The sequence below is a fragment of the Nostoc sp. genome (assembly GCF_036917515.1).
Taxonomy (GTDB): Bacteria; Cyanobacteriota; Cyanobacteriia; order Cyanobacteriales; family Nostocaceae; genus Nostoc.
The window spans coordinates 1-13,317 of sequence record NZ_JBALDE010000137.1 but is presented as its reverse complement, the minus strand read 5'-3'; the positions used below and the strand labels follow the sequence as shown (position 1 = coordinate 13,317).

At 42.2% G+C, this 13,317-nt stretch carries 10 protein-coding genes; 5 read left to right on the top strand and 5 right to left on the bottom strand.

Annotation, left to right across the window (positions count from 1 at the left end; genetic code table 11):
* Positions 1–187 precede the first annotated feature (187 nt).
* The 3 genes from V7K89_RS18070 to V7K89_RS18060 form a co-directional block, all read right to left on the bottom strand.
* Positions 188–1,441, bottom strand: a complete 1,254-nt coding sequence (locus tag V7K89_RS18070; protein ID WP_335189441.1) for an exonuclease SbcCD subunit D — start codon at positions 1,439–1,441, stop codon at positions 188–190.
* Between the two features lie 75 nt (positions 1,442–1,516).
* The gene (cysH, locus tag V7K89_RS18065; RefSeq protein WP_335189439.1) at positions 1,517–2,242 is read right to left on the bottom strand and encodes a phosphoadenosine phosphosulfate reductase; all 726 of its coding nucleotides are present in this window, start codon (positions 2,240–2,242) and stop codon (positions 1,517–1,519) included.
* A gap of 707 nt (positions 2,243–2,949) precedes the next feature.
* Positions 2,950–4,539: a DHA2 family efflux MFS transporter permease subunit gene (locus V7K89_RS18060; RefSeq protein ID WP_335189437.1), complete on the bottom strand. Its 1,590-nt coding sequence runs from the start codon at positions 4,537–4,539 to the stop codon at positions 2,950–2,952.
* Between the two features lie 278 nt (positions 4,540–4,817).
* Between V7K89_RS18060 and V7K89_RS18055 the strand changes: the two genes are divergently transcribed.
* Positions 4,818–5,414, top strand: a complete 597-nt coding sequence (locus tag V7K89_RS18055; RefSeq protein WP_335189435.1) for a TetR/AcrR family transcriptional regulator — start codon at positions 4,818–4,820, stop codon at positions 5,412–5,414.
* Between the two features lie 215 nt (positions 5,415–5,629).
* On the opposite strand, the gene patD is transcribed toward V7K89_RS18055, so the two are convergent.
* Positions 5,630–5,983 carry a heterocyst frequency control protein PatD gene (gene patD / locus V7K89_RS18050; RefSeq protein ID WP_335189433.1) on the bottom strand — a complete coding sequence of 118 codons (354 nt, stop codon included), beginning with the start codon at positions 5,981–5,983 and terminating at the stop codon, positions 5,630–5,632.
* A 337-nt stretch (positions 5,984–6,320) separates the two neighbouring features.
* Between patD and V7K89_RS18045 the strand changes: the two genes are divergently transcribed.
* Complete coding sequence (locus tag V7K89_RS18045) at positions 6,321–8,594, top strand: RelA/SpoT family protein (protein ID WP_335189431.1); 2,274 nt, start codon at positions 6,321–6,323, stop codon at positions 8,592–8,594.
* A 91-nt stretch (positions 8,595–8,685) separates the two neighbouring features.
* Here the strand turns inward: V7K89_RS18045 and V7K89_RS18040 are convergent, their stop codons facing one another.
* Positions 8,686–9,882: a sensor histidine kinase gene (locus V7K89_RS18040; RefSeq protein WP_335189429.1), complete on the bottom strand. Its 1,197-nt coding sequence runs from the start codon at positions 9,880–9,882 to the stop codon at positions 8,686–8,688.
* Between the two features lie 467 nt (positions 9,883–10,349).
* On the opposite strand from V7K89_RS18040, the gene V7K89_RS18035 reads away from it, so the two are divergent.
* From V7K89_RS18035 to V7K89_RS18025, 3 genes are all read left to right on the top strand, one after another.
* Entirely contained in the window at positions 10,350–11,066 is a 717-nt protein-coding gene (locus V7K89_RS18035; protein ID WP_335189426.1) for a class I SAM-dependent methyltransferase, read from the top strand.
* A gap of 419 nt (positions 11,067–11,485) precedes the next feature.
* Positions 11,486–12,565, top strand: a complete 1,080-nt coding sequence (locus V7K89_RS18030; RefSeq protein WP_335189423.1) for a M4 family metallopeptidase — start codon at positions 11,486–11,488, stop codon at positions 12,563–12,565.
* 149 nt (positions 12,566–12,714) lie between these two features.
* Positions 12,715–13,014: a protealysin inhibitor emfourin gene (locus V7K89_RS18025; RefSeq protein WP_335189421.1), complete on the top strand. Its 300-nt coding sequence runs from the start codon at positions 12,715–12,717 to the stop codon at positions 13,012–13,014.
* Positions 13,015–13,317: the final 303 nt, after the last annotated feature.

Sequence of the window (13,317 nt, the reverse complement as noted above, 5' to 3'; positions counted from 1 at the left end):
ATTTAGCAATCGCACTTACTACTGAATCAAGGTATGCTGAGATTTAGTAATGCGATCGCCCCTATTGGTAAAACATATAATCAGGCGATCGCTCTCACCAAGCGAAGACCTTTAATAACATTGGGGAAATTTATAACGATATCGGTCAGTACCCTAAAGCTTTAGAGTTCTACCAGCAAGCATTATCCTACTCATTAGTTGCTGCTTCTAGCCAAACTTCCACTTCATCTGCTAGCAACTTCTGCGCTGCGTCCATCATTGAGGTTGCGATGTCTTTCAGGTCTTCGCGATTGTTCAAGTAAGTTTTCAACGCTTCCATTGGGTCGATGCTGTTACTTGCGCTCAATTCAGGAATTCGGGGCCTAGCTAATTGACTCACTAATTCTGCTTGAATGGTGTAGGTATGGGCGGGACTTAAAACAGTATGTAGAGAGGAACTATCAATTAAATCCATCTGTTCGGAGCGGAGTTTGTAAATTAGCCGCACTACAGCATCTTGAATATCATACTTAGCGATCGCTTTTATTAAAACTGCTTGCGGCTCATCTGCTTTTGAGACATCTACCTCAATGGTGCGGAAAGTCCGAACTGTCAAAGGACAAAATTTCCACTCAGCCCTCCCCCGCTCTAATTCCAGCATTACATAACCTTTGTCTTCTTTTTCTTCGCTGAAATCTACCCGTTCAATACTCCCTGGATAAATCACCGGCGGGTTGTTGGATTTATTTAGATTTTGGTGGCGGTGGACGTGTCCCAGCGCTACATAATCAAAACAAGGTCGCGTCAGCAAAGATAGGGGTAGAGTAAAGCCTTTACCTACTGCCAAAAAGCGTTCTGCGCCCAAGCTAGCATTGTCAGCCATCAAGTGAGCCAAAAGGATAGTAGGCACATTGGGGTCAAGACGGCGAACTTCCCCTTCTAAAACAACTCGCAGACGTTCCGTTAATAGTTGGTTGACTTCTGCCAAAGACAAACCTTCAGTTTCTTGGCGAGTCATCAAAGTCGAACGAGTCAGCCAGGGAAGGGTGATTACTTGTACTTTGCCATTGCGGGTTTGAATACAGTGCGTAGTTAATGCATCACCAACAACAAACCCTGGCACTCCTAAAGTGCGGTAAATATTTAAACTCGCCCCTCCCTGTCCTTGGGAATGTTGGTCGTGGTTACCTACCAACAGCACTGTCGGAATATTGGCATCCATGAGACGGCGAAACTGGCTGGCAAAAGCTTGTTGTACATAAGGCGGTGGTGTAGCATCTGGGAAAGCATCGCCACCAAATATCACCATATCGACAGCATCTGTCAGCGCTCGGTCAATACATATAGAAAGAGTATTGACAAAATCCTCTAAACGTGTATTTAATCCTGTTGCCGGATTAATTCGTCCGTGGGAGAAGCCACTTCCCATGTGGATATCAGAGAGGTGAAGGATTTTAATCATATTTGTCCTTTGTCCTTAGTCATTTGTCCTTTGTCTAATATTAATGACTAATGACAAATGACCAATGACTAATAACTAAATATGAATTCCACATTCTGTTTTATCACTTCCCCGCCAACGTCCGGCGCGTTCGTCTTCGCCTTCGCCTACTTTGGTGGTAATGGGTTGGTCGCCTATGCTGGGATAACCTTGGTCGTGGAGGGGATTGTAAATGACTCCGTGTTCAGCCACATAAAGCCAGCTGTCTTGGCGTGTCCAAGTGGCTATGGGATTTACTTTTAACCGACCTTTACCGTCTAATTCAAATATAGGCATATTCGCACGGGTTACTGCTTGGTCGCGGCGGCGTCCGGTAATCCAAGCAACGCTGTTGAGTTCATCTAAACCCCGTAATAATGGTTCAATTTTTGTAATATTGTGGAATTGGGCAATATCCTTGTCCCAAAGTTTGTCGCCGTATTTGGCTTCAAAGGCTTCGCGGGTGTCTACATCTGGAGTTTTGTAAGTTTGTAAGTCCAGGTTATAGATTTGTATGGCTTTAGCTACTAATTCTAAGCTTTCAGGGAAGTGGTGTAAGGTATCGAGAAAGATCACAGGAACGGGATGCTTCAGTTCACTGTAAAGAATATGGGTAATTATCATGTCATCCACGTTAAAAGCGCTTGTTTGCACCAGTCCCGTTGGGATATTCTCTATAGACCATGCCAGTATTTCTTTGGGAGTGGCAGTTTCAAATTGCTCATTTAATTTTTCTAAGTCAAAAGCGATCGCTTGGTTTCTAGATGCTGTGGAGACTGTCATGATAATCTTCTGTTCAAATATTCTACCTTGATTAAGATCGATCTTACTCCATGAAGACGCCTATTCCGCTCGGATATAAGGTAATTATTTTGGGCGGAAATTACTACATTTTGAGCATGGGGAATCAGACAAGGGGACAATAACAATAACTATAATCACTACTGTATATAAATTTACATAAGTATTTATAACAATATTTATGAAGAAACTTTACGGTAATTTAAGTTTTACATTACTTTTATAGATATTTATACTGATTTTGATATGGTTAAGGAACTATTAATAAAAGGGAATTTTACTTAAATGAACAATACAAAATTCGGGAATCCATTGGGTCAATCTATAATTATGGGCGCTTTAATGATGTTAACCAGCGTTGGGATTATTACAATAATGAACTTTTTCTAAGATTAAGATTTTTTATTTTAGCAATAAGACTTCACACAATCCCGCTCAAAACTGAGTGGGACTTTTACTTTTTTCATCCAGATTAATCCGTGTGTATTAATTTTCTGCTGTGACTTTCGGCAGAGAATAATTCTGAAGCCATGTTATTACGTAGTTTTGCAGTCAGAGAATTTAGAATAGAGATGCGATCGCTATTTCTTTTACCCTAGTACAACACGACGGAAATAAATATACCATTTCAAATGGCACAAGAGCTTGGTATACAATTATGCGTGACTTTTGACTTCCGCCTTGCGGTACTAGTGCCCAACTGGCGCTTTTGCTCCTGCACCACCTTTACCCAAAAATAGCAACAGAGGTAATGAGCAAAGGAACCCTATCCCTACCACTCGAAAGCAATCTGCGTAAGACAAAACCGCAGCTTGAATATCTACTGTTTGACTTAATAAAGCTAGTGCTTGTTGTTGCGCTGTTGTCGCATCCATACCTTGGCTTTGAAGTGCCCCATTGAGGAAGTCGAGGCGCTGAATGGTTTCTGGGTCATAAGGACTAAGTTTTGTTAAAAGGATGGCTCGATGAAAATCTTCTCGTCGGTCAAGCAAAGTGGTGAGTAGAGCAATGCCTATGCTACCACCCAGTTGTCGGGTGAGGTTGTAGAAACCAGAGCCGGCGGAAATATCCTGTTTGGGTAGCGGGCCTAAAACTGCCAAACTCAAAGGAAGAAACATCAACACAGTAAAAGCCCCACGCCAAACCAATGGCCAAAATAAATCATCTATGCCTGTTTGTGGGGTAATTGCTGCTAATTGAAACATGACTCCAGACGATCCGACAGCACCCATTGCAATTAAAAATCGGGCATCAATTTTACTAGACAGTTTGCCTAATAAAACCATAACGATCGCAGACGCTAAAGCACCAGGCGCTAACAATAGTCCTGTCTGCGTTGCCGTAAATTGCAGCACACTTTGAGCAAATATCGGCACAGCAAAGAGTGTACCATAAAGCCCCATACCCACCACTGCTGAGAGAACGCTTCCGGCAGCTAAAGAACGGTGGCGCAAAACTTTCAAATCCACAGCAGGGTGATCTGTTTTCACTTCTCGCCAAATAAACAACCCCAAGCCGATAATACTAGCGATCGCCAATGTCGTAATAAAATCAGAGGAAAACCAGTCGTCTTTCTCTCCTTCCTCTAACAAAGTTTGCATACAGCCAATAGCAACGACTAAAAACCCGATCCCCAACCAATCGACGGTTTGGCTTTTTGTCTTGCTTTTATCTTTGTCTTTGGGCAAAAACATGAAAGACATCACCACTGCAACGATTCCGAAGGGAATATTAACAAAGAAAATCCATCGCCAGCCTAAACCATCTACCAAAAATCCGCCCAAAGTTGGGCCGATGGCTGGGCCAGAAATTACACCTACTCCGAAAACTGCCTGTGCTAGACCTTGTTCAGCAGGTGGAAAAGTCTCAAACAAAATCGCTTGGGCTTTAGCTAACAACCCACCACCACATAAACCTTGAAGAATTCGGGAAATAACTAGCATCGGTAAATTCAATGCCAAACCGCATAAAACCGAGGCAATGGTAAAGCCAATCAACGAGAAGATAAAGTAAGTTTTACGTCCAAAGTAATCTCCCAGCCATGCAGATAAGGGAATTAAAACGACATTTGCAATCCCATATCCAGTTACTACCCAACCTACTTCACTGACAGTTGCACCCAAACTAGCCTGTATATCTGTTAGGGCAACGTTAACAATACTAGTATCAATTACTTCTAATATCGCACCAATAGAAGCCGTAAAAGCGATCGCCCACTTCAATGGACCGTGGACATAACCAAATTCGTCAAAACTAGAACCTTTAATGTTGGTAGCCATTATTTAGCACAAATAATATTTGGGAGATGTTAAGCAATGCCTTGGTTGGGTTACGCTGACGCCAAAGCTCAAATTAAGTATTATATATATATACGCTACGGTAGCGTATCATATAAAAACGGTCAAGAGAGTTTTTCCCGAAATGTGACAGAAATATCTATGCTAAAGATGGATGGTCATTGTTGCTGTTTTAGTGCATGAGAATTGGGTTATAAGGCTTATTTGTTTCTCAAATGAAGCAAATGGCCAAGAAGATATTGCTTGGGGATGATATTTTTATGAGTAAGCAAATCAACATTACTTCTGGACGCCCACGCAGCATCCATGCCGATCAAGCGATTTTGCAAGCGACCTTAGACTTGCTTGCAGAGGTAGGATATGAAAGCATGAGTATAGAAGCGATCGCTGCTCGTGCTGGAGTTGGTAAAACAACCATCTATCGGCGTTACACTTCCAAAGAAGAACTCGTTGCAGACGCGATCGAAAGTCTCAGAGATGATTTAGCGATCCCCGATACTGGCAGCTTTTGGGGAGACATGGATATCCTGATTAAGAATGCCGCCAAAAAAATAGATAGTTCCCTTGGTCGTCAGACACTAGCCTTAATCGTTAGTACAGCGTCTAGCAATCCTCAGTTTGCCGAGGTCTATTGGACAAAATATACGAAACTCCGACGTGAAGCCTTTTCTAAAATACTTGAGCGTGCCAAATCTAGAGGCGAAATTCACAAAGATGCAGACGTAGACTTAATTATCGACCTTGTAAGCGGTTCACTATATTATGCATTAATTTTCAAACCCACAACCGAGCCAGTAGAAGCATACATGCGCCGCACCATAAATCTTCTCCTCAAAGGGATTGGGAATGGAGAATAGGGCATGGGGCATGGGAAAGAGGCAGGGAAGCAGAGGAGACAAGGGGGACAAGGGGGAATTATTGAACAAGTCTCTCCCAAGTCTCCCCCCTCTTCTTGGTCTACCTTGTCTCTTCTTCATGCCCCATGCCCATTTCCAACTTGTTGCCAAAATAACTTTTCACGAACGGTCATAAATGAGATGATGGAGAAATTAGAGAAAAAGGTGAACAATTGTTATTTTTCTCCCTCCGCTTCTGGTTGCAGAATGGCATCACAGTATTGAATGAGAGTTGTCAAGCGATCGCTAATCGTTTGAAGTCTCGTTTGGGCAGTAGATGCTTGCCGCGCTCCTTGGAAAAACATCACATCTATTGCCAACAGGCGCAATTGCTTGCTCATCTCCGTTTGATAAGACTGCACTCGCCAGTTTTCATCAGCCAAAGGCACAATCTGTTGCCCGAAAAATTGCTGCAACGTGGCTGCACGCTGCCGCAGTTCTGGCGCAACGATTTGGGTAGTTGTGGCATCAGAGCGTAATTGCTCTAACAAAGTTACAAATGCCAGATATTTCTCACGATTTAAAGACATCCAGTGCTAGTTAAGATAGTATTAATGTCAAGTAATTTTTCTTTTACAATAAACTTTCTTAAAGACTTATCAGCACTAAAAGCCTCAAATCGTAATTTGGGGCTTTGTTTGCCATCAATGAATTTTCTTTCTTTCTTTAACGATTCTTGAAACTCAAACTGGATGACTACCAGACGCTCCTGCGTCGCTAACGCTGCGCGCTGCGCTATCGCAATTGCAGAATCATCCTTACACTGCTTTTTTCACCCGTCTTTGGGCAACAGCATCTTTTCAGGGTGATGCTGTTAGTTTTATTTATCATCCACTTATCTACTGATCCTCTCTAAACCCAAATTGTATGAGCAGTATAGCGATAAATTCATCAGTTGACCTTGCCATTCCGGAATGGTTAAAAAAATGTTTGAAGGAGTCATCGACAAGTAGCGGCGTCGTAGCGGATGATGACCGAATGCATAATGATGCAGTCTTAATTGGTCGAGCATTTGAATTTGCTTACCAATTGCATGAAGGTCAATACCGCAAATCGGGAGAACCATACATTGCTCATCCCATTGCTGTGGCTGAATTGCTGCGTGACTTGGGAGGTAGTGCTGCTATGATAGCAGCTGGATTTCTCCATGATGTCGTTGAAGATACAGAAGTTACAAGTCAAGACATAGAAGAGCGCTTTGGCCAAGAAGTGCGGCAATTGGTCGAAGGTGTCACCAAGCTTTCTAAAATCAATTTCACCAGCAAAACCGAAAGCCAAGCCGAAAACTTCCGGCGGATGTTTTTGGCAATGGCACAAGATATTCGGGTAATTGTTGTAAAATTGGCAGATCGTTTGCATAATATGCGAACTTTACAATATATGTCAGAGGCCAGCCGCCGCCGCAGTGCCCAAGAAACGCGAGATATATTCGCACCCTTAGCCAATCGCTTGGGGATTTGGCGAATTAAATGGGAACTGGAAGATTTGGCTTTTAAGTATTTGGAACCGGAAGCTTACCGCCAAATGCAAGAGCATGTTTCTGAAAAACGGACGGCGCGAGAAGAGAAATTGGCTAGAGCTACGAACATGTTGGAAGAGCGTTTGCAGCAAGCCGGAATCCACTTTCAGGAGATCAGCGGTCGCCCTAAGCACCTTTATAGTATTTACCAAAAAATGTACCGCCAGCAAAAGGAATTTCATGAAATTTACGATTTGGCGGCACTGCGAATAATTGTTCAAACCAATGAAGAATGCTATCGGGCGTTGGCGGTTGTTCATGATGCTTTTCGCCCAATTCCTGGGAGATTTAAGGACTACATTGGACTACCAAAACCTAACCGTTACCAGTCGTTGCATACTGGGGTGATTGGATTAACTGGGCGTCCTTTAGAGGTGCAAATTCGGACAATCGAAATGCATCATATTGCCGAGTATGGGATTGCCGCCCATTGGAAGTATAAAGAGACAGGAGGTTCTAGTATTAGCCATTTGACAGACACAGATGACAAGTTTACTTGGCTACGGCAACTGCTGGAATGGCAAACCGATCTCAAGGATGCACAAGAATATCTTGATAGCGTCAAAGATAATCTATTTGAAGATGATGTCTATGTTTTCACCCCTAAAGGAGATGTTGTTCCTTTAAGTCCTGGTGCTACCACTATAGATTTTGCTTATCGTATTCATACAGAAGTGGGAAACCACTGTTCAGGGGCGCGGGTGAATGGGCGAATGGTGCCGCTGTCAACGCGGCTGCAAAATGGCGATATTGTAGAAGTTCTGACTCAAAAGAATTGCCATCCGAGTTTGGATTGGTTGAACTTTGTCAGAACTTCAGCAGCGAAATATCGAATAAAACAATGGTATAAGCGATCGCGCCGCGAAGAAAATGTCGCGCGTGGACGAGAGTTGTTAGAAAAGGAACTTGGCAAAACTGGTTTTGATAGTCTGCTGAAGTCAGATGGGATGCAGATTGTCACCGAAAAGTGTAACTACCATAGCGTGGAAGATTTACTTGCCGGTTTGGGTTACGGAGAAATTACCTTGAACCTAGTGCTAAATCGTTGGCGGGAAGTAGCAAAAGGACAACAACCAGTTTCTAATGTGTCGCTATTTATACCCAAAGAACCAGCGACATCAAAAGCTTTGCGAGATGCACCTCCAACTACCTCACGTTCCACTGATTCGCCAATTTTTGGGGTGGAAGGTTTGGTGTATTATATAGCTGGGTGTTGTACCCCGATTCCTGGCGAACCAATTATTGGTGTAGTGACGCGAGGTAGGGGGATTTCAATTCATCGCCAAGGCTGCCATAATCTGGAAACTGTGGAGTTTGAACGCTTAGTACCAGTTAGGTGGAACCCAAGCGCTGAAAATAGTGGTCGTCCGCATACGTACCCAATAGATATTCAAATTGAAGCTCTGGATCGGGTAGGTGTACTAAAGGATATTTTGTCACGGTTAAGTGACCAAGGTATCAATGTCCGTCATGCTCAAGTGAAAACCTCTGTTGGTCAACCTGCATTGATGGACTTAGGAATAGATATACGCGATCGCTCTCAACTAGAGCAAGTATTCGTCCAAATTAAGAAAATGAGCGACATTTTGAATATCCGCCGCGTTGGTCAAATTGACGAGTAGATGTGCCAATTTTAGGTGCGTTAACGCAGTGTAACGCACCAGTTTAAGTTGCGATTTTACTCTCAAGTTTTGAATTTTAGGAAAGCGACAGTCATACTTGAACGATTGCTTCTAATGGTAAAATTATTGTAAATGTAGACCCTTTTCCTAGCTGTGAATCTACTTTAATTTCACCATCCATTAACTGAACCAATCGAGAGACTATTGCTAAACCTAATCCTGTACCATCAGAACTTTGCACTTGGGGAGAAGTAACTTCCCGAAAATAGGGATTGAAGATTTGTGCTTGAGTATCCAAAGAAATGCCAATACCACTATCAGTAACAGAGATAGCCCACTGCTGTTGAGATATCGTCCAGCACTCTAGACGAATTGAACCAGATTCTGTGTAGCGAATTGCATTACTCAGCAGATTTGTCATAATTTGCTGAAGCCGAAGAGGATCTGTGTTAATTTGACTTGGGGCGCGATCGTATTCAACAACTAAGGATAATTCTTTCGCACGCGCTAATGGCTCAATCATCTCTAAAATAAAGTTGATTAAACTACGGACATCGGTTTGAGAAGGCTGCAATTTCATCTGTCCGGCCTCGTAACGCGAAATTTCCAGAGTATCGTTAATCAACCGGACAAGAAGTCTACCACTTTTGAGAACTCGCTCGATACTTTCAAGATTTGTATAGGTGTCTTTGAGTTCTGATTGCTGACGCTGCTGGCGCAGAAATAAGTCTGCGTAACCGATGATTGAAGTCAAAGGCGTCTTCAACTCGTGAGCCAAATGAGAGAGGTTTTCTTTAGTAGCGCGAACCAAACGAGTTAGCTCTTGGTTAGTCAACCGCAACTGACTTTGGAGTTGTTTAAGCTCTTGTAACCGTCCTTGAGTATAACTATTAAAGCAACGCGCGATCGCTTCATCAATTACTGTATCAATCAAGCGAACAGCCCTTAGCACTTCTTGTGCAGATCCTTGTAATAAATCTTCTTCTAAAAACGAAAAAATCACAAACCGAAGTAAACGATACTCTCGCGCAATTTCCTCTGGCTCAAATCCTTGTTCGGCACGAAGTGTACCGTGTTCCAAACTTGCATCTACTACTGTATGTAAATCGCTGGTTGCAGATTCAGAAAGTACTGTTGCTAATGCTTTCAAGATGCGGGGTAAGCTATTCCGTACAGCGTTGAAAGTAAGTTCTTGAGTAGCTTCAATTTGTTCATCTTGGTAAACCGCTTCTACCCATTGATTAAGAATGGCATCACTTTTTGCAATTAAAGTCTGACTAAAATCCATCTTTTGCCCAACCAAATACAGTCAGCGCGAAGCCCCTTGCGCTAGAGCTAGCTTAGTGTATTTGATGTCTAGTTTGCAACTGATTGAAGATGGAGGTTAGTGAAAAGACAGCTAATTGCTGAACTAATCACTTGATTGCAATTTGAATACCGATTCGCTTATTTCATCATCGGGTAAGAGCGATCACTTCATAAAAGAGGTTGTGTTATAGACATAGTACGACAACTCAACACCATTAAATTTGTGATTGTATTTATATAGAAGATATCTTTGCGTGACTTAATTGATAATCAAATCGAAACAAACGCAGCTTTTAAAACAGCAAGAGGTAAATGGCGTATTTACAAAAAATCATATTAATCCTGAAATTACTTTGTTGAATATTCAAGTTTTTATGGTTTCCATAACGTATCTTGATAATAAAGTATAATTAATATTGATTAGTGTGTTTATTAGTTCAAATCCTCATGCAACAGTTATTTCCTGGAGAGGTATTTGCCAACACTGCTGATTTTGACAGTGGTATTCGCCAACTTTTACCGCGATACGATGAGATGTTGGATGTAATTACCCGTTGTCTGCCTTCCACAAGTTGGCGTATTTTAGAATTAGGCTGTGGTACAGGCGAACTTAGTCTCAAGATACTCAACCGCTTTCCAGATACCCAAGTAATTGCCCTAGATTACTCACCTCGAATGTTGCAATTTGCCCAAGATAAAATCACAGCAGCTGGATATCAACAATGCTGGACTGGTATACAAGCAGATTTTGGCGACTGGGCAAATAATCCAGAGAAATTGGATATTGGTAGCGAATTTGATGCTTGTGTCTCATCTTTGGCAATTCACCATCTCCAAGATGAGATGAAGTTGAAGTCATTTGAGCGAATTGCTGCTAGCCTTGCTCAAGACGGCTGTTTTTGGAATGCAGACCCTACTTTACCAGAATCACCAGCCTTAGCAGAAGTTTACAAGGTGGCACGAGAGGAATGGGCAGTTGAACAGGGAATTAATTTGACAGAGATCCGCGCTAAACTTGCCACTAGCACTACTCAAGGTTACTCTAGTCAAGACCAGCTAGCTAGCTTAGAGACTCATTTACAAATGTTGAGCAAAGCTGGATTTAAGACAGTTGCAGTACCTTGGAAATATTATGGTCTAGCAGTGTTTGGTGGCTGTTTGTGAAAGTTCTCGGTTTTGGATACTTAGATTTAAGATTAGCCTGTCTCCAAGAGGCATTTATCGCATTAACAGCTTGATAGTAACAAAACAGCAATAAATAATATTATTTCTCTTGATTGGAACTAATATATAAACGCATTAGGTCTGTAAAGGAGGTCTTGCTAACTCACACAAGAGTGAGTTTTGGCTGAAACTTGCAGTAATTAAGCTGACTTTGTGTTTTTATACAATATTTCCACATCATAAGTACTCATGAGGGTACAATCAATCCTCTATAGACCTATCCAAAAATACAGAGTAGAAAATTTTCTTCAGAAAAGAAACCAGGAACACGCTATTTGGATTCGTTTTTCTGCTCCTTTCTTCAATGGAGTTAAAGCCACTGTTTGCCATCACTTAGTTTCAAAAGGAGAATATCTTGGATGGCTCGAAATAAAAAGAAATCAGTTGGTTTCAAGCATGAGCAATCACCATACTCTAGATGCCCTATTTGTTGTATTATCCCACCCCATATACTAAAAAATGTCGTGGTGAATGGCAATCCCCAGCAGCGTACTTGGGCATTTCATACATTAAATATTTCCGCACAATTTTTAGGACGAAGAAACGTTGTAGGTAATATTTCGTTTGCGCCTTCTCCTGGTGAGAAACGCCGCACCATCTACGATGCCAAAAATGGGCAGCAACTTCCTGGTACGCTGGTGCGTGCTGAAGGCGATCCTCCCAGCAGTGATCCAACAGTAAATGAAGCTTATGATGCTGCTGGTGCTACTTATGACTTGTTTCATGAGATATTTGATCGCAATTCCATTGATGATAAAGGACTACGTTTAGACTCCAGCGTGCATTATGGTGTCAAATATGACAATGCCTTCTGGAACGGCGACCAAATGGTTTATGGTGATGGCGACGGAGAACTATTTCAACGCTTCACGAAATCTATTGATGTGATTGGGCATGAGTTAACTCACGGTATAACCCAGTACGAAGCAGGTTTACAGTATTATGGCGAACCTGGGGCACTGAATGAGTCATTTTCTGATGTCTTTGGTTCCTTGGTGAAACAAAAGTCCAAAAATCAGACTGCACAAGAGGCAGACTGGCTCATTGGAGAAGGTCTTTTAGTACCGACTGTCAAAGGTGTTGCCCTCCGCTCCATGAAAACACCTGGAACAGCATACGATGACCCTGTAATGGGTAAAGATCCTCAACCAGCCCATATAAAGGATAAATATACTGGTACTGAAGATAATGCTGGGGTACATATCAACTCAGGAATCCCTAACTATGCCTTTTATCTAGCGGCTGTTGAGATTGGTGGCTATGCCTGGGAAAAAGCTGGTAAAATCTGGTATATAGCTTTACGCGATCGCCTACGTGCTAAAGCAGATTTTAAAAAAGCTGCCAGCGTCACCATTCAAGTTGCTGGCGAACTCTATGGTAATGACAGTAATGAGCAAAAAGCTGTGCAGAACGCTTGGAAAAAGGTAGGAGTTATTTAAAGTTAGGAGTGAGAAGTTTTTTGACTCTCAACTTCTAACTTTCTTTTTTAGATGTGTTGTTTGTGATTAGCTAAACTGGGAGGTAAAAACTATCATCTCCCAGTCTTTGTATTTTCTCCTAACTAAGTAGCACAACGGAGAGCAAAAAAATGCGGATATCGTTTGAACGCACGGGCGGCTTTGCTGGGATTACCAAGAAAACCACCGTTGATACAGACACTCTCCCGCCAAATGAAGCTAGCACACTTCCCCGACTGGTGGAAGCAGCTGATTTATTTAGGCTACCGGAACTAATTACTTCGTCAACTCCCCAGAGCGATCGCTTTCAGTATAAGTTAACAGTAGAAGATAACGGTAAGCAGCATACAGTGACTGTCAGTGAGTCAGCATTGCCAGGAACCTTAAGACCTCTGATTGAATGGTTACAGAATATATCACAGAAAAGGTAAAAAGTAAAAAGAACTACTTATAAGTCTCTAACCCGAATGGCACTAAGAAAAGCTGAAACACTTGTGGTTTAAGCAGTCTGCAATTGCTTTTGTAATTCGTGTCGTGGTTTAGTCATGAAGGGATAAGCTTTGGGTCAGCGTTTGGTAACTCGTGGTTCGCTGCAACCAGGACGTTCTCTACGGTATCAAGCATAGAAACAGTAGAACCATCTTCAGGGGGCGACAGGGGAGCTAAAGAGCTTGCTGTATAAGTGACATAGCTTTCAAACCCTGGCGATAAAACCTCTGTTTATTGCGAATAGA